Origin of the sequence: Qipengyuania sp. NPDC077410, assembly GCF_044543405.1 — a bacterium.
Classification (GTDB): Bacteria; Pseudomonadota; Alphaproteobacteria; order Sphingomonadales; family Sphingomonadaceae; genus Qipengyuania; species Qipengyuania pacifica.
This window is the reverse complement of the sequence record NZ_JBITWB010000001.1, coordinates 815,976-832,769: the sequence shown is the minus strand read 5'-3', so window position 1 is coordinate 832,769 and position 16,794 is coordinate 815,976. Positions and strand designations below refer to the sequence as shown.

The 16,794-nt window shown below is 63.4% G+C and carries 16 protein-coding genes and 2 tRNA genes; 11 read left to right on the top strand and 7 right to left on the bottom strand.

Features of this window, described 5'->3' with window-relative positions:
• Window positions 1–34: 34 nt before the first annotated feature.
• From ACIGGE_RS04015 to ACIGGE_RS04000, 4 genes are all read right to left on the bottom strand, one after another.
• On the bottom strand, window positions 35–1,885 hold the full coding sequence (locus ACIGGE_RS04015; protein WP_397489925.1) for a hypothetical protein: 1,851 nt from the start codon (window positions 1,883–1,885) through the stop codon (window positions 35–37).
• A 107-nt stretch (window positions 1,886–1,992) separates the two neighbouring features.
• A complete protein-coding gene (locus ACIGGE_RS04010) occupies window positions 1,993–2,445 on the bottom strand; it encodes a DUF2141 domain-containing protein (RefSeq protein WP_397489505.1) in 453 nt (150 codons plus the stop codon).
• Window positions 2,442–3,158, bottom strand: a complete 717-nt coding sequence (locus ACIGGE_RS04005) for a sterol desaturase family protein (RefSeq protein WP_397489504.1) — start codon at window positions 3,156–3,158, stop codon at window positions 2,442–2,444. The genes ACIGGE_RS04010 and ACIGGE_RS04005 overlap by 4 nt, the downstream gene beginning before the upstream one ends.
• A 48-nt stretch (window positions 3,159–3,206) precedes the next feature.
• Window positions 3,207–3,671 (bottom strand): MmcB family DNA repair protein, encoded by a 465-nt coding sequence (locus tag ACIGGE_RS04000; protein WP_234003291.1) that lies wholly within the window; start codon window positions 3,669–3,671, stop codon window positions 3,207–3,209.
• Window positions 3,672–3,856: 185 nt separating this feature from the next.
• On the opposite strand from ACIGGE_RS04000, the gene ACIGGE_RS03995 reads away from it, so the two are divergent.
• Window positions 3,857–4,339 (top strand): spore coat U domain-containing protein, encoded by a 483-nt coding sequence (locus ACIGGE_RS03995; protein WP_397489503.1) that lies wholly within the window; start codon window positions 3,857–3,859, stop codon window positions 4,337–4,339.
• Between the two features lie 3 nt (window positions 4,340–4,342).
• Here the strand turns inward: ACIGGE_RS03995 and ACIGGE_RS03990 are convergent, their stop codons facing one another.
• Window positions 4,343–4,741, bottom strand: a complete 399-nt coding sequence (locus ACIGGE_RS03990; RefSeq protein WP_397489502.1) for a hypothetical protein — start codon at window positions 4,739–4,741, stop codon at window positions 4,343–4,345.
• Between the two features lie 133 nt (window positions 4,742–4,874).
• Here ACIGGE_RS03990 and ACIGGE_RS03985 point away from each other — a divergent pair.
• The 4 genes from ACIGGE_RS03985 to ACIGGE_RS03970 all read left to right on the top strand — a co-directional run bounded on the left by ACIGGE_RS03985 (window position 4,875) and on the right by ACIGGE_RS03970 (window position 9,180).
• A tRNA-Arg gene (locus ACIGGE_RS03985) sits at window positions 4,875–5,018 on the top strand.
• Window positions 5,019–5,245: 227 nt separating this feature from the next.
• A tRNA-Arg gene (locus ACIGGE_RS03980) sits at window positions 5,246–5,322 on the top strand.
• A gap of 398 nt (window positions 5,323–5,720) precedes the next feature.
• A complete protein-coding gene (locus tag ACIGGE_RS03975) occupies window positions 5,721–6,704 on the top strand; it encodes an AAA family ATPase (protein ID WP_017500486.1) in 984 nt (327 codons plus the stop codon).
• Window positions 6,705–6,717: 13 nt separating this feature from the next.
• On the top strand, window positions 6,718–9,180 hold the full coding sequence (locus tag ACIGGE_RS03970) for a S8 family peptidase (RefSeq protein ID WP_026109029.1): 2,463 nt from the start codon (window positions 6,718–6,720) through the stop codon (window positions 9,178–9,180).
• A gap of 3 nt (window positions 9,181–9,183) precedes the next feature.
• Here the strand turns inward: ACIGGE_RS03970 and ACIGGE_RS03965 are convergent, their stop codons facing one another.
• Both ACIGGE_RS03965 and ACIGGE_RS03960 read right to left on the bottom strand, forming a co-directional pair.
• The gene (locus ACIGGE_RS03965; protein ID WP_017500488.1) at window positions 9,184–9,903 is read right to left on the bottom strand and encodes a DUF6602 domain-containing protein; all 720 of its coding nucleotides are present in this window, start codon (window positions 9,901–9,903) and stop codon (window positions 9,184–9,186) included.
• Window positions 9,900–10,655 (bottom strand): nucleotidyltransferase domain-containing protein, encoded by a 756-nt coding sequence (locus ACIGGE_RS03960; protein WP_026109030.1) that lies wholly within the window; start codon window positions 10,653–10,655, stop codon window positions 9,900–9,902. Before ACIGGE_RS03960 ends, ACIGGE_RS03965 begins: the two co-directional genes overlap by 4 nt.
• A gap of 751 nt (window positions 10,656–11,406) precedes the next feature.
• Here ACIGGE_RS03960 and ACIGGE_RS03955 point away from each other — a divergent pair.
• The 6 genes from ACIGGE_RS03955 to ACIGGE_RS03930 all read left to right on the top strand — a co-directional run bounded on the left by ACIGGE_RS03955 (window position 11,407) and on the right by ACIGGE_RS03930 (window position 16,740).
• Entirely contained in the window at window positions 11,407–13,536 is a 2,130-nt protein-coding gene (locus tag ACIGGE_RS03955) for a ParB/RepB/Spo0J family partition protein (protein WP_043090875.1), read from the top strand.
• 179 nt (window positions 13,537–13,715) lie between these two features.
• On the top strand, window positions 13,716–14,195 hold the full coding sequence (locus ACIGGE_RS03950; RefSeq protein ID WP_017502723.1) for an SRPBCC family protein: 480 nt from the start codon (window positions 13,716–13,718) through the stop codon (window positions 14,193–14,195).
• Between the two features lie 38 nt (window positions 14,196–14,233).
• On the top strand, window positions 14,234–14,365 hold the full coding sequence (locus ACIGGE_RS03945) for a magnesium transporter (RefSeq protein ID WP_017502722.1): 132 nt from the start codon (window positions 14,234–14,236) through the stop codon (window positions 14,363–14,365).
• A gap of 321 nt (window positions 14,366–14,686) precedes the next feature.
• The gene (locus tag ACIGGE_RS03940) at window positions 14,687–14,986 is read left to right on the top strand and encodes a DUF736 domain-containing protein (protein ID WP_017502721.1); all 300 of its coding nucleotides are present in this window, start codon (window positions 14,687–14,689) and stop codon (window positions 14,984–14,986) included.
• Window positions 14,987–15,397: 411 nt separating this feature from the next.
• The gene (locus ACIGGE_RS03935) at window positions 15,398–16,243 is read left to right on the top strand and encodes a DUF932 domain-containing protein (protein ID WP_017502719.1); all 846 of its coding nucleotides are present in this window, start codon (window positions 15,398–15,400) and stop codon (window positions 16,241–16,243) included.
• 245 nt (window positions 16,244–16,488) lie between these two features.
• Complete coding sequence (locus tag ACIGGE_RS03930; RefSeq protein ID WP_017502718.1) at window positions 16,489–16,740, top strand: hypothetical protein; 252 nt, start codon at window positions 16,489–16,491, stop codon at window positions 16,738–16,740.
• Window positions 16,741–16,794: the final 54 nt, after the last annotated feature.

Here is a 16,794-nt window from a genome sequence, read left to right as displayed (position 1 = left end):
GCGGGGGCGACAAGCGAATTGTAGCAGCGTTGTCCTAGGCGAGCAGCTTGCGCGCGGCGCGTTCCACCAGCGGCACGTCGTCAGGTATTTCGCCGACGATTTCCAACGTACCGGCAGCGGTGCGCCGGATCATGACCAATGCGAATTCCGCGCCGTCCTCGTCTAGATCGGCGAGGGAAAGCGGTTCCAGGGCGCGAAGCTTCTTCGCAAGGGCAGGGCGAACGGTTTTCTTGTCCGCGACCACTTTGCCCTGCTCTTCCTTACGCGCATCGCGTTCGGCATTGACGATCCCTTTGAGGCCGCCCTCCGCTTCGCGCAGGAACATTGCGAGCTTGCCGCGTTCCACGCCGATACGGTGGGCATGCATCAGCACGGCGGCGTACTCGGTCAGGCGGGTCTTGTCGTAATCGGCACCGAAAACCAGCTTGACGATCGGCGTCATCGGCGCGCGATCCTGGACGGTCAGGCCGTTGTCGATAAGCAGTTCGTTGAAATCTCCGGGAGCGCTCTGCGCTTCAAGGCTGAAGTCGTAAGCCCGTGCGACCGCCGAATAAAGTGTCTTGCGGCTGCGATCCTCGGTGTTCTGCGCAGCCCGTGCCATTTCGCGCGCCGCAGCGAGACAATCGTAGAGGCCCTCAGGCGCAGCGTCCTCCGAGATGGCCTCTGGCGCAGCCGCCACTTCTTCGACGTCCTCTGGTGGAACATCGGTGAGTTGCAGTTCTTCGGCAGGTGCCTTGTAGGGCTCGGGAATGCGTGGCGGAGGGGCGAAGCCTTCACCTTCATAAGCCTGCGGTATGGCCGGCGCGGGTTCCTGATGTGAAAGGTCGACGCTCTTCTTTGTCCGGCCGCCGCGGCTGACCAACGAGATCAGACTGCTCGACGTCTCATCGTCGGCCAGCGGATCGACCACGGCGTCAACGTCCTCGTCGCCCTCTTCCTCGTCGTCCCAGTCCGGCAAGCCATAATCAGCGGCAGTCTTGATAGAATGATCGAATTCGTCTTCGTATTCCGGCTCGCCCATGTCGTCCGGAACGTAGTTGCCGATCGGGTTGCCCAATGCGTCGACACGCGTTGCGGGCTGATCAGCGACGCTCGGTTCTGCGAACCGGTCTTCATCATCATCTGCCGCCCCGAAAGAAGGTTGTGGCAAGGCATTGTGCGCAGGGCTGTCGGTCATGGTGTCGTGTCCGAGTTCAAGTATGCTGTCGGAGTGTTCCGCGTCCATGCCCGCCGTGAGCATTTCGGCCGTCTCGACCATGGTATCAAGATCGCTTTCGCCATCATCTACCGGGCCGAGAGCCTGGTCTATCGCCAGAAGCAGCTCGTCGGCGGTCTGCTGGTCGGCCATTTCCTTCCAGTTAATCACGCCATAGATGAAATCGATCGTCTCGTTATCGCTCGAATAGGGGAGCAAAATACCGCGATAGAGGACGTTCGCGCCCCGTTCGTTGGAGAATTCCGCTTCGAATCCGATCGGTGCCTGATTGGCGATGATCTGCATGTAATGATCGGTAATGCGGCTCAGCACCGATCGACTGGGCACGGCAGACAGACGGGAAAGCGTGCTGTCCTGACCGGACTCGACCGTCAGTTCGGAGCCGACGAACGCAACCTTCGGATCGTCGATATCGTCCGACAGGTCGAGCAGAACCGAATAGGGTCCGAAGTCGTCCAGCGTGTCAGGTTCGAGGTCGGAAATGTGTGGGAAGTTGAGATCGCCGAGAAGCGTCGCCCAGTGATTATAGGCGCGAACCTGCATGCGGCGTTCGTCCTGGCCGACCGGCGATGGCGGCGGATCGAGATCGGTGTCGTCCTCCTCGACGTAGTCGTCGTCGAAGTCCTCCTCTCGATCACGGAAGCCGAAAAAGCCGCCCAGCCTGTCCATCACTGCATTAGCCCCCGAAGAGTTCTGCCCAATCGAAGGCGGTATGAAGCGTGTGCGGTAAAGATCGGGTTAAAGAAATTAACCATGAGGCTGCGCCAAAAGCGGCGTCAGAGCATGTAGCGCATCCGGATGGACAGCTTTCGGTCCTGCGCACCGATATCGATTGCGGCATCGGAAAAGCGCGGCGGACCCATCCGGACCTTGGCATCGCGCGAAAAGCCGAAGCCTTCCTTCGGCATCATCCCCAGGGCGCGATCGGCCTTGCCGTTCGAATTTTCGTCATGGAGCAGGGCTATGGCATACTGCCCTGGTTTCACGCCGGAGAACGTGAAGGTGACGCTGCCCTCTCTTGCTTGCGCCATCGCACCATATGCGCCCGGCACGCCCCGGCAGCGCGGAAACGTCGTTTCATCCGCGGTCATGCAGGCACGGACGACACCTTTGGAATTGCGCAGATCGGTAACCATGACCGTCACGGTGGCCCCTTCCTGCGCTGGCGCGGTTGAAGCGATGAGCAACGGTGCGAAGACCAGTGAAATCAACGCAGGGACAGGATTCACGCGTTCGGACTTAGCCCGCGATCCGTGCCGCAAAGCCGATCCCAGATGCGAAAATAGAGGCCGTAATTGCATTTGTACTCTTCGTGATGACGCTGATGGTGGCTCGCCGTTATCAACCAGCCTCCCAACCTGGAATGAACCAGCCACTTCGGGAACATCTCCCATCCCATGTGATTGGTGACGCCCATTACCGTCATCACGAGCAAAACCACGCCAAGCATGGCCACGTGGATGGGGATCAGGAAGACAAGCGCCGGGATCACCACCGCGCCGGTCAGCGCTTCCCACGGATGGAAGCTCATCGCTGCCCAGGCCGTAGGCGGGCGGCTGGCATGGTGTACGGCGTGCATGGTGCGAAACCACACTGGCCGATGCATCAGGCGATGGGTCCAGTAAAACCAGCTGTCATGAGCCAGTAGGTACAGCATCGGTGCGGCGGGCAAATACCACAGCGGGTAAGCGCCCCAGTCTGTATAGATCCGCGTCCATCCGAGCGCCTGCCAGCCCCAGGCAACCACACCTGCCGGTATCCCGTAGATCGCGGCGGAGGCGAGCGACCAGCCGATCTCCTTGCGAATCTGCGTCCCCAATTTGGCGTGATAGCCGGGCCGGACGCGGTTGGTTACAAAAGCGAATAATCCGCTCGCGGCGAAGTAGCGGACGGCAACGATAGCGGTCATCGCGAGTACCGAAAGGATTATGGCGCCGAGCATCTTACCTTGATGGTAGGCGGCAATGCACCTTCCGGAAACAACGAAAAGCTATTCCGGGGTGCCCCAGGGTGCACATTGTGGGTCGAGTGCAACGGTCGCGCGGCGCAGCGCGGCACGGGCAAGCCGTTCGACCTCGACCTTTCGGCGCGCCGCAGCAAGCGGGTGTAGCGGAGCAGGCCGCAGGATTTCGCCATCGTAACCGTCTGCCACGATGATCCCGCAGCAATCCGGACGGTAGCCTTCGCCCTCCAGAGGACTGCGATCCAAGCCCGGCGGTACCCCCCAATAGAAGCGATCGCAGAAATCGAGATAATCGGGCCATTTCCCGTCGCCCAGCAGATCTGCGCGCTGGACCTTGATCTCGACGATTATGACGCGGCCCTTGGAATCCACGCCCATCAGATCCGCTCTCCGCCCATTTCTGAGCGGCATTTCCGACAGGCACCAGATGTCATTACGCGCAAAGAGCCGCGCAATGCCCCTTGCGACCACTCCCGCCTTTTGCGCTTCCATTATCGAGTCCATCATGCGCCGTGATTGGAACAGATCGCGAACGCGCGCAAGATCGAATTGTTGCGCAAATATCTGGCCGCTTTTCGCACAGCCAGCAGCCCAACGTGGTAAACAAGCTGTTAAACAGACCGGCAGCGTTCTAACCAATGGATGACCAAAGCACGTTTGGGCACAACTGGAATGAGATGAAGCCGATTTTCGCCTTTTCTACCGCCATCACGGCGATCACGCTTTGCACTCCAGCCGAGGCGCGCCAAACCGAAGCCGTGTTGCACGTCAGCGCGGTGGTAGAGGAAAGCTGCAGCGCGAGCGCCGATCCATTGGACTTCGTTCTCGATACCACCGCTGGCGCAAGGGCACATGGGCAAGCATCAATCGACCTGTCGTGTTCGGGACCAACCGCATTCGAAATAGCCTTGGATACGGGGCAAAACGGCGCGCGGCGCATGTTGGATTCAGCGAGCGGGCAGACGCTCGCTTACGAAATCTATTCCGATGCAGCACGCAATGTAAGGTGGGGCAACGCCTCCGGCGTCGATACAGTTGCGGGGGCGGCAGACGCGAATGGCAAAGCCACGCTAACCGCGTATGGCGCAACATTCGCGAATGTGGAACGCGTAGCGTCCGGAACCTATTCCGACGCGGTTGTTGTAAGCGTCAATTTTTGAAAATCAGCGATCGTAGGCCAGATCGACGATCGCTGAACGCGAAGCATGAAATTCGCGCCACAGCGTGAGCGCCGCTGCGGTCGTGTCCTGGCCACGCGCGGTTAATGACAGCAAGGCACGCAGCCCTGGCTGCATGATCGCTGCAAGATCATCGATACCGCGGGCAATCGTCTCGAAGCGCCAGCCGCTCAGTTCGGCAGCGCGAAGCGGCAGCTTGGCGACATGCTCTGATTCGGCTTCGCGACCTAGCTGAGCCAGATTGGCCACTGCCGCGGCGGCCTCGTGCACCGCTTCCCACTGCTCACCAAGCCTGCCCAGTTCCGGCAGTTCATGCGGGCCGCAACTCGCCGGAGGGAGCATCATGGCATGTGCCAGGTCGAATTCGTGGGACAATGCGTTCATGGCTTTGAAGAGTACAAACCCCGTCTTGCCAAATCGCTAACGACGCCGCTGCGAATCCACCTGTCTTTTTAAGACTGGCGAGCCGCCCCGCGCTTTGCTAAGCGCCCCGCTCGCCATAAGGTGAACAAGCACCCGTAGCTCAGCTGGATAGAGCGCTGCCCTCCGAAGGCAGAGGTCAAGGCTTAAAGTATGGCGTCTTTTGAAAGGAATATGTTATTATTCAATAACTTACAGCAGATCAACGGATGGGGTTCACATTGCAATTCTTTCCGCGTAAGCATCGCGTAAGCACAATGCACCCGTAGCTCAGCTGGATAGAGTGTCGCCCTCCGAAGGCTCGCGTCCAACGCGAGAGCAGCGATTTTATACAGTATTTACGAGGGTTTAGGAAGACGGAAGAAAGGACGGACGAAAAAACTCACCAAATTCTCACCGCGCTCGGACTGTCGGATTCGATCGCGGATTGACCTACCCCGGCGCAAATCTTACGGCTCCAAGCCATACGCACCCATAGCTCAGCTGGATAGAGCGTCGCCCTCCGAAGGCGAAGGCCAGAGGTTCGAATCCTCTTGGGTGCGCCAAAACTCCCAATGAAATCAGTGAGTTAAGACTGTCGCAGCAGCCTTGGTGCGCCGCCTCTCGAAGTCCAAAACTCACCACGCTGGCGGCGGCGCGACGCGAAGCCCCTGCATTTCCGCGGAAAACTTGTCGAACCGAACTCACCACGCCCTTTCGCGGCTGTGATGATCCGATGGGGGCGTCCTAATTCCGGGCTGGATGAAACGCATGGTCATCGGCAATCGAGACCCCGCGGATTGCGGCCGGCCAAGCGGACCATCGACGCCGGCTAAATGCTGTGTTGGCGAAGGGCAGAGAGGGCAGTAACGACCCCTTGTACGAATTCGCGTTACACAGCGAATCACCGACGCTAGATTCCCGAAAAGTTCTCCAACCCGAGGCCGGAACATTGAACTGACCTATGACAACCGCGCGCCACATCGTTGCACTGCTGCAAAGCCATATAGACGGGGATGAGGACCGCTTCCTCTCCGTGGCGACGCAACTAGCCGCGCACGAGGCGAGGCAGGGTCATGGGAAGCTCGCGCAGGAACTGCGCGAGTTGGTCGATGCCGCCAAGGGCAAAAGCGCGACGGTGGCGCGGCGCGGAGCCGGCCCCGTGCCGTTGGCGCAGCCGAAGGGCGAACTCGCAGGGCTTCTGGAAGCCCGCTATTCCGATGTCCGGCTGTCCAGCATGGTGCTCAAGCCCGAACTTGATGAGCGGCTTGCGCGCGTCCTTCGGGAACAGCGCCAGCAGGAGCGGCTCCGCGCGCGGGGGCTCGCCCCGCGCCGCAAGCTCTTGCTTGTCGGCCCTCCTGGCGCAGGCAAGACAATGACCGCCGCCGCCTTGGCCGGTGAGTTGAAGCTGCCCCTTTTCACGGTTCTTTACGATGGATTGATCGGCAAGCTCATGGGCGAGACCGCCACACGGCTTCGGCTTGTCTTCGACGCCGTTGCCATGCAGCGCGGTGTATACTTCTTCGACGAGTTCGACGCGATCGGCGCGCAACGGGCCGGGCCGAACGACGTTGGGGAAATTCGCCGGGTGCTCAATTCCTTCCTCCAGTTTCTCGAAAATGACGATGGCCCGAGCCTCATCGTTGCCGCGACCAATCACCCCGAATTGCTCGACAAGGCGCTCTATCGACGGTTCGACGATGTCATCAGCTACGATCTTCCTGATCCCTCGGTTGTGCAGGGCATCCTCGAAGCCCGGCTCGCGACCTTCGATCTCAAGCCGATCGAATGGGCGCCTGTTCTCGAATCCGCCGCCCATCTCTCCCAAGCCGAAGTCGCCAGAGCTGCCGACGAGGCGGCAAAAGTCGCGGTGCTGGATGGCCACGATGGCGTGACGACCGCGACGCTGCTGACCGCTCTGACGGAGCGGCGCGCGGCCATCCTCTAAGCAACGAGGCCCGATGGCTGTACCTCCCCGCGACCGCCCCCATTTCCACGTCGAAGGCGGCGGCCAAAGCGAGGCGTACACGTCACCCCGCCTGGTCATCAGCGGCCTCCCTCCGGCGCGGGCGCGTGCCGCGCACGCTGCACGGTTGGAACAGGCAATCGGAACGGCGCTCGCCGCCGGCCGCCAACGGCTCGCAGAGCGGGAAGACGGCGTCGCCGAGGGCAAGCCAGGCTTCTATCTGGAGTTCGATATCCCCGTAGCCGAGCGCGCCGCAGTCGAAGCCTTGGAGAATAAGCCCAAGGCTATCGAGCTGGTAGCGGTTCGACCTACGGCGGAGGGCGACGAGATGGTCTCGGCCACTGTATTCGTTCCGGAAGCTGCTGCCGATTTCTTCGTCAAGAAGATCGAAGCCTATCGCGATGAGGAGACGCGCACCGGCAAGCCCAAGAACGAGGCCCTGATCGCTCGGATCGACGACATCAGGGTCGCGGTCGCACGCTCGCTATTTACCGATGAAGCGCAGCACTTTCCCGCCGACGGCCGTCAGGTGTGGTGGGAAGTCTGGCTTCGGGATGGCGGTCTCGCGATCTTCCAGTCTGTCGCCGCCAAGCTCGATGTCGCGATCAAGGAGCACGTCATCAGCTTTCCCGAGCGCGATGTCGCGTTGGCGCTCGCCGATGAAGCGACGATGGATCGGCTGATACGCAATTCCGACGCCGTGGCTGAACTGCGTCTCGCCAAGGACACTCCATCCCTCTTTCTCGAAATGCGCACGGTCGATCAGGCCGCTTGGGCGAACGACTTGGCTGATCGGATCGCACCGCCGCCCCCCTTGGCACCGGCAGTCTGCATACTGGACAGCGGAGCGACCCAGGCCCACCCCCTGCTCGCGCCGGGCCTCGATCCTGCCGATCAGCATAGCTACGACGGTGACTGGGGCGTCGGCGACAGCGCCTTCTGGAATGGTCACGGCACGTCGATGGCTGGCGTCGCGCTTTATGGCGATCTCGAAGCGGCGCTTTCCCACGGCGAGCCGGTCGCACTTGGTCATCGCCTCGAAACGGTGAAGATCCTGCCGCCAACCGGGCAGAACGAGCCGCGACTTTACGGAGCGATCACGGCCACCGGTATCGCTCGTGCCGAAGACCATGCTCCCCGTCGCCGGCGCGTGTTCTGCATGGCCGTGACCAGCGACGTCGGCTTGCGCCGGGGCCGGCCGTCCTCCTGGTCCTCGTCAATGGATCAGCTCTGCTATGGCGGCGGTGACAGGCGACGCCTGATGGTCCTAGCGGCGGGCAATCTTCGCGGCGACATCAATCCGGCCGACTATCCTGACCGCAACGACCTCGAAGAGGTCGAAAGCCCGGCGCAGGCTTGGAATCCGCTCGTCGTCGGGGCCAGCACCGACAAGATCACGATCACCCATCCCGACTATGACGGATGGACGCCCGTCGCCCCGGCCGGCGACCTCTCGCCGGCAAGCCGAACGTCGGCCATCTGGGATCGGCAATGGCCGATCCGTCCGGATGTCGTGTTCGAGGGCGGCAACTTCGCGCATGACGGTGCCAACCCGGCCTCGGCGATCGACGACCTCCAACTCCTCACGACCCACTATCGTCCCAACATGCGCCTGTTCGAAGCGTTCGGCGACACTAGCGGCGCTGCCGCGCTCGGCGCGAACCTCGCCGCCGGCGTTATCGCAGCCCGTCCGACACTCTGGCCGGAAACGGTGCGCGCGCTCATTGTCCATTCCGCCGAATGGACGCCGGCGATGCGCCAGCGCTTCGACGCGGCCGGCTCGCAAGCTCAGAAGCTGGCCATGCTACGCCGCTACGGCTGGGGCGTGCCTGACCTTGGCCGGGCGCTGATGAGCGCGTCCAACGACGCGACTTTGATGGTCGAGGACGCCCTGTTGCCATTCCGCAAGGACGGCTCGACGATCAAAACACGCGATATGAATCTGCATCGACTGCCCTGGCCGCGCGCCGAACTGGCTGCGCTTGGCGATCTCGATGTGGAGCTGCGGATCACCCTGTCCTATTTCGTTGAGCCCAATCCCGGTGAACGGGGCTGGACGCGGCGCCACCGCTACGCTTCGCACAATCTCCGCTTTGCGGTGAAGCGGTCGCTCGAAGGCTTGGAAGCGTTCCGGCAGCGGATCAACAAGGCGGCTCAGGACGAAGAGGCTGGCGCTGTCGGCGCTGCCGCGGGCGGTGACTCCTGGGTTCTGGGTACGATCCGTGACCGCGGTTCGATCCATAGCGACATTTGGCGTGGCAGCGCGGCCGCCCTCGCCGAGCGCGACGCGATCGGAGTCTTCCCCGTCAGCGGATGGTGGAAGGAGAAGCCTTCGCTCCAGCGCTGGGATCGTTCCGCCCGCTACGCATTGTGTGTGTCGATCCGCGCGCCCGAGGCCGACATCGACCTCTATACCGCCATCGCCAATCAGATCGCGGTCCCGATCCCGGCGGCTTAGCGGTCAGTCGAGCCAAGCGGCATAAGCGCCCACGTCGATCATCGGGACGGTCGCGCTCGCCTGAAGGCGGGAGATGAGGTCGAGCAGGAACCGCGTCGCCGCTCGCACGCCGACCTGCGCCTGCGAGCAACCGTCTGTGTCGCAGCCGAACACTCCGTGCGCTGCGACGCATCCGATATCGAGGCGGTGCTGCCCATCGAGCGCTGCGAGCGCATCGGTCAGCGGCTGGCCGAGCGGTGGATTCCATTCGCTCTCGAACGTGAGCAGTCCGCCGATAATGGCCGGCAATGGTCGCGGATCGTAGATGCCGCCCGCGTGCGGTATCGGCAGGCTCGTCCGATGGAGTGCGCGAACGCTGGCCACCTTGTCCGCCGCATAGGCGACATGCTGCGCATTGATCGCCTGCTTGGTCTCGAACACAGCATAGACGCTCTCTGCCGGTACGATGAACTGATCTTTGAAATTGAAGATAAAGGGCGAATATTGGCGATCGAAGATGACGATATCGATCTGGTGGCTGAAGGCGCCCTTGCTGTCGACCACATGTGCGCCGGCAGCGCGATACCGTTCGGGCAAATAGCCCTGCAATAGCTCCAGCCACACAGCTTCGCTGGCGTCACCCTTCGTTCCGCCGTGACCGAAGCTGCCGCGCGCGATGCCCAGCTTCGCTTCGATCTCGTCGTGCAGGCTTTGCAGCAAAGTTTTGAGGGACCATTCGGTCATTGCACGAAGCCGCTCCAATTGCCGCCCAGCGCAGCTTCCGCCAACCGCCGCACCGCTTGCTTCTCCGTGCCGGTGAGATCATCCGATATGACATTGTTTCCATTGGCGGGATCGATCACCCGTGCTGCAGTGAACTTGTCCCTGAGATACTCCAGCACCGTCACGACATTCTCCGCCAAGTCAGGCGATGTCCTCCCGCTCAAGGCTGCGATCACGGTCAGCTCAAGATAGAAAGATGGGAATTCGAGCCGCTTCTGGTTGCGCCACAGTTTCAGGAGCCGCGACTCGCGCTGATGGCCCGCCATGACGACGGTGTTGATATGTGTCGTCACATTTGTCTTCGTCCAGGTATCGGCCGTGCGCCGGTAGAGGCTGTGATCCGTCGTCCAGGCGGACTGCCGCTTGCCGGGGACGAGATCGACATCGAAGCCGCCGATCGTCGCGTTGATCGACGCATTCTGCCGCTTTGGCACATAGCCGGCGCCTGCAATGGCGTTGAAGAGCGAGCCGTAAATATCCTTCAAAGTCTCGGGCGTGTCTTCGTGCAGCGAAATGAAAAGGTCGATGTCAGTGCCGCTTCGGTTGGCCGTGCCTTTGGCAAACGAGCCGCTCGGAGAAATCGACAGTAAGAAACGGTTTGCCCATTGCTGAAGCACAGGCGCGATTATTGTCTGGACCTGCCGAACAGGTGAGAACGCGCTGGTATCAACGGCCTCCCTAGCCAGAATCGCGTTTAAGTAGGCGCTGCTCATCACATATGCCTAGCGCTGCAATCTTTCTCCCGGAAGCACCGATGCAACGGCAAGAATAGGTATGGCGTCGCTTGACGGGGTCCGTCGCGGCCAATCGGCTGCAATCCCATGACGCGGGCCGCGTGCTCCTCGATTTTTCCGCCAGGATCGACTACATGGAGCCCGTATCCCCCGGTGGTCCCTGCTTTGCATACCGCCGGGGCACTTTATTTCTAGCCACAGCCTGAAGCCTTCGCAACGCGCTTCCAGCGTGCGGATCGTGCTGTTTCCGTCTTCATCCCAAACGGTTTGAGGGGGAAAGCCTTCCCCTGCCGTCGAGTCCCTGACAGGTCTCGCCGGACCCCTTCGAGCGGGGACACCCCGCAACGCCCCAGATAGCACGCGGGGATCTAGGGAGCGCACACTGGCGGCTGAAGCCGCGCAGGGGTCGCGCGTTTTTATCTGCCCGCGTTTGCACACTTGCTCTGGCCGGAGGGCGCGGCGACGGCTGGCCCCCAGGCCCGCGCGCACGCCGCCGCGCCGGCCGTCCGCCGCAAGGGTGCGTCGTTTGTGGCGCCGCGAGCGGCGCGGAGCTTGGGACTCCGCCCCTGGCGCACTTCGGAACGTCTTCCGCCCAGCTTCCTCCGCTTCGCTCCGTGCAGCCGGTTCCCCGCGAAGCCGTCCCTCCGTTTGCACCCCCGGTCTCGCCGACGGGCAGGGTTTCAGCGCGGCGCTTCCGCTGCGCGGAAACCTAAGCCCAAGGAGTAAGGAAATGACCAATACCATCGAAACCGTGGCGACCGAGCAGAGCGCGCAAGACGGTCAGACCGTGTTCGTCCCCCTGAACAAGCTCAAGAAGTCCCCGAAGAACGTCCGCAAGGTGCCGCATACCGACGAGTTCATTGCAGCGCTCGCCGCGTCCGTCGCGGCCAAGGGGCTTTATCAGAACCTCGTCGTCGAGCCGGAGGTGAAGAACGGCAAGCCGACCGGCTGCTATCTCGTCACCGCTGGCGAAGGGCGCAGGCTCGCCTATCTGCTGCGCGCCAAGCGCAAGGAGATCAGGAAGAACCACCTTGTCCGCTGCTGGCTCGACACCGAGAACGATCCGGCCGAGGTGAGCTTGGATGAGAACTACAATCGGGAGCAGCTTCATCCGGCCGATCAGTTCGAGCGCTTCCACGAGCTTTCCCGCGACAAGGGATGGGGCGCGGAGGAAATCGGCGCGCGGTTCGGCGTGTCGCCCGAGATCGTCAAGCGGCGGCTGCGGCTCGGCGCGGTCAGCCCGAAGCTGATGGACGTCTATCGGCAGGACGGGTTGACGCTCGACCAGTTGGCGGCGTTCGTCATCACCGACGACCATGCCCGTCAGGAGCAGGTTTTCGATAACCTGTCGTGGAACAAGGAGCCGTGGATCATCCGGCGCGACCTCACCGCGAGCAACGTGCCCGCGAGCGACCGGCGGGCCGTGTTCATCGGCGCCGATGCCTACGCCGAGGCCGGGGGCAATGTCATTCGCGACCTGTTCACCGAGGATGACGGCGGTTTCTTCGAGGATGCGGGCTTGCTCGACACGCTTGCCGTGGAGCGGTTGCGCGAGATCGCCGGGGAGATATTGGCCGAGGGCTGGAAATGGGCCGAGGCGAGTATCGACTATCCGCACGGTCATGGGATGCGGCGCTACTATCCGCAACCTGTTGGCCTGTCCGACGAGGACGAGGCGCGGCTGTCCGAGGCGGCGGCGGCACACGACGCCCTGATCGAAGGCTATGACTCCTACGAGGACATGCCCGAGGACGTGGCGGTGAAGGCGCAGGCGTTGAGCAACGAGATCGACGCGATCAGCGCCAAGCGCTCGGCCTACGATCCCGCCATCATCGAGCGTGGCGGCGTGTTCGTCTCCCTCGGCTCCAATGGCGAGGTGAAGATCGAGCGCGGCTATGTCCGCGCCGAGGACGAGCCGCAGCCCGAGGTTGCCACCGAGGACGAGGGCGATGACATCGCGGAGGACGGCGAAGCCGTGGAGGACGACGAGGACGCCGACGAGGAAGAAGAGGTGGACGAGGCCGACGCGGGCAAGCCCATTTCGGACAGCCTCGTTCGTGACCTCACGGCCCACCGGACGCTCGGCCTCCGTCTCGCGTTGGGCGCGCAGCCCGACATGGCGATGGTGGCCCTCACCCACGCGCTGGTGCTGGACCTGTTCTATCATGGGTTCGGCAAGTCCTGCCTCGCCATCACCGCCAAGAGCGAAGACATCGCCAGCCATGCCGAGGGCATCGCGGACAGCGGCGCGGGCGAAGCGCTCGCGGCGCGGCACGATCAATGGGGCGCGCAGCTTCCCGACGATACGGCGGACCTGTGGCCGTTTCTCGCGGCGCTGGACGGCGACAGCCGCACCGAGCTTCTGGCGCATTGCGTGTCGCTCACCGTCAATGCGGTGAAGGTGCCTTGGGAGCGTTCCACCGCCCGCATCGAGGCGGCGGACGGACTGGCCAAGGCCGTTGACCTCGACATGACCGCGACGTGGACCGCGACCGCCCGCAGCTATTTCGGGCGCGTCACCAAGGCCCATATCGGGCAGGCCGTCAGCGAGGCCGTTTCGGTCGAGGCAGCCGAGCGCATCCTGCCGATGAAGAAGGCGGACATGGCCGACGCGGCGGAGCAGCTTGTCGCCGGGACGGGCTGGCTTCCCGTCCTGTTGCGCGCGCCGGAGGGTGAACCCGAGGCGGTGGAGGCGGAGGATTTCGCAGCGGACGCGCAGCCGTCCGAAGCGGAGGCCCCCGACACCGAAGCGCAGGACGGCGCGGACGCCGTGGCGCAGCCGACCGGGATCGAGGCGGACGCCATCGCGCCGGAACCGGAGGACGAGGGTCAGCCGCATTATGCGGTTGCGGCCGAATAGGTGACGGGCCGGGACCGCGCGAGCGGTTCCGGCCTTTCCCTTCGTGAAGGCCGGATAATTCGCGGCCGCGCTCTTGTCCGGGCGCGGCCGCTCTGGCGTTCAGGAAAAATGCGCTCGCCGGGCGTGGCCCGGCTCGCGATGCGTTGGCGGCTGGCCCCGCTTCCCGCTAATCATCCGGCATGGCGATAGCATCGGACAGCGCGCGAATCGACACGGCCTCACGCACGATCCTGGCTCCGCCGCGCGACATCTTCCGGGCCATGACCGACGCCGAATCGGTGGCGTCCTGGCGGCCGCCAAAGGGGATGCACGCGCGCATCGAGTCGTTCGACGCACGCGCTGGCGGCGGCTATCGCATGGCCTTCATCTATGACGATCCCGCGCCCGGCGTGGTCGGAAAGTCCTCCGAACGGGAGGACCGCTTCGCCGGCCAGTTCGTCGAGCTGCTCCCCTACGAGCGCATCGTGGAAGATGTGGTGTTCGCTTCCGACGATCCTGCCTTCGCCGGAACGATGCGGGTGACGACGACGCTGACGCCCGTTGCCGATGGCACCCGCGTCACCATCCTCTGCGCGAACGTGCCGCCGGGTATCAGCGCCGACGACCACCAGGCCGGAATGGCATCGACGCTGCGCAACCTCGCCGCCTTCATCGAATAGCGCTGGCCGAATGGGCCAGTCCGACGGTGGCTGATCGGATGCTCCAGACGCGCTTGGGCTTCGATCCGGCGAGCGCGACCGCGCCGTTCGTCGCCACGCTGGTCGATGTCACCGGGATCGTCATTTATTACTGCGTCGTCCTGCTCATTCTCCAAAGCACGCTTCTCTGATGTGATCGGTTCGCCTTGGCGCGACATGAGGTGGCGTCAGGGATGCCGCAACGTCGTCTTCCCCGCATCTGCTCTCGGCACGCCGCCACACGGCCTCTGAAAAGGCTTGTCTGGCCGAGGTCCGCCTGCCTCCCCGCAACGGCGTCGCACGGCTTTTTTCCGCCGCCGGCCCTGCCGGCTTTGCATCGCGAAGCAAAAAAGCCGTCCGCCACCGCCAGCCACTTCGTTCCGCCCTTCGGGTGCAGGTCAGTCGTCCCCCGTCCGGTCGACAGCCATCGAGGCCGCAATGGCGTGGTCCCGAGGCAAGAAAGGACTGACGATATGATCCGCGGCATCTTCACCACCACCAATCGCGGCTACACCGGCGAAATCCGCTTCTTCGGCACGCGCGAGCAGGTCGAGCTTCGCCCGATCGACGGCAAGGACAATGACAAGGCTCCCGACTTCCGCATCGTGGCGGCCGACGACGAGCGCATCGAGTTCGGCGCCGCCTGGAAGAAGACCAGCAAGGAGCAGCGCGATTACGTCTCGTTCAAGCTGACCCTTCCCGGCGGCACGCCGGTCTATCTCCGGCTGTTCGAGAACGAGACCACTGGCGACTACGAGCTGGTGTCCGACTGATCCCACCGGCGCCCCGCCACACGGCGGGGCGCACCTTCTCCAGCCTCCGAAAAAGCGACCGGGGGCCATGCGTGATCGTATAGCCCGGCCGGCTTCCGGCGGATGGCGCTGAGAACCTCGCAGTCGACGGCTGCCGCCGTTCATTCCTCGGCGCGACGTTGCGCGCTCGCGCCCCCGAACGCCGCGAGCCGCAGGCCCGTCATGCGTCGCCGGGGCGGCGCGGTTGCTTGGGGCTCTGCCCCCAGCGCCCTTCGGAGCGGCTTCCGCCCAGCTTCCTCCACGCTTCGCGTTCCGTGCAGCCGGTTCCCCGCGAAGCCGCCCACTCCGGTTGCACCCCCGGTCTCGCCGACGGGCAGGGTTTCAGCGCGGCGCTCCGCTGCGCGGAAACCCAAGCCCACGGAAGGAAAGACCATGAGCATCCACCACCTCGCCACCCGGTTCGGCCGCAACGCCCATCAGATCAGCGGGCGCGAGCCGCTCGACAACGAGGCGCTCTATCGCCACGTCCCATCCATCTTCGCCAACGAGGCGCACGACAGCCGTTCGGAGCGCTATGTCTATGTCCCGACCATCGACATCGTGGAGGGGCTGCGCCGAGAGGGATGGTTCCCGTTCTTCGCCGTCCAGTCGGTCCCGCGTGACGGCAGCCGCCACGGCCACGCCAAGCATATGCTGCGGCTGCGCCGGGACGGAGGCATCGGCAAGCCCGAGGCCGCCGAGGTCATCATCGTCAACAGCCATGACGGGACTAGCGCCTATCAGATGTTCGCCGGGATGCTGCGGTTTGTCTGCACCAACAGCATGATCGCGGGCGAGCGGTTCGAGGAAGTCCGCGTGCCGCATAAGGGCAATATCCAGCACGACATCATCGAAGGCGTTTACACCGTGGCGGAGGACTTCCCCCGGCTGATCGACGCCAGCGAGACGATGAAGGAGGTTCGGCTTTCCGAAGATGAGCAGCGCTTGCTTGGCGAGGTCAGCCTTGTCGCCCGCTATGGCGATGATGAAAGCCCGCTTACCCCCGAGCAGATCATCGAGCCGCGCCGTCACGAGGATCGGGACAGCAGCCTGTGGACCACCTTCAACGTGATACAGGAGAACATCATTCGGGGCGGGCTGCATGGCAGCAAGCGCAATGCCGAAGGCCATATCCGTCGCAGCCGTTCGCGACCGATCAACGGCATCGACCAGAATGTGACGCTCAACCGCGCGCTCTGGACGCTGGCCGAAGGGATGCAACGCCTCAAGACAGGTTGACGCCCATTGCCGCAGGGCTGGACCGTCCGGCCCTGCGGCTTCGCTTCCTGTCGCCGGCATAACGCCGCCGACTCGGATGCCCGTATCGGCAGCGGCCGCGCGGCCCGATGGTCCGCGCGGCCGCTGGAAAAGGCGCGCTCGCCGGACGTGCGCTCGGCTCGCGTTTGTCGGTTCCCCTTATACCAAGGCGACTATAATAGTCGTTTTCATGGCGCATAGGCCCGGCCTCGTGAACGTGATCGCGTATGATCACTTCCCGCCAGGTGCGGGCCGCTCGCGCGCTTCTCAATTGGACCCAGGAGATGCTTGCCGACGAGGCCCTTGTTGCGTTGACTGCGCTCAAACGTCTCGAATCCGAGAATAACCTGCCCGTGCGCGAAGATACCCGCCATCAGGTGGTCAAGGCGCTGGAGGACGCAGGCATCGTCTTCCTTGATTCGGAACGCGGCGAAGGCGTCATGCTGGTGCGCGGCGCGGCAGAGAAATCGAGGAAGTAATGGGCGTCGATGTTCGCTTTACTATGCTCTCAGCATCGTGCCGCCATAGCGAAG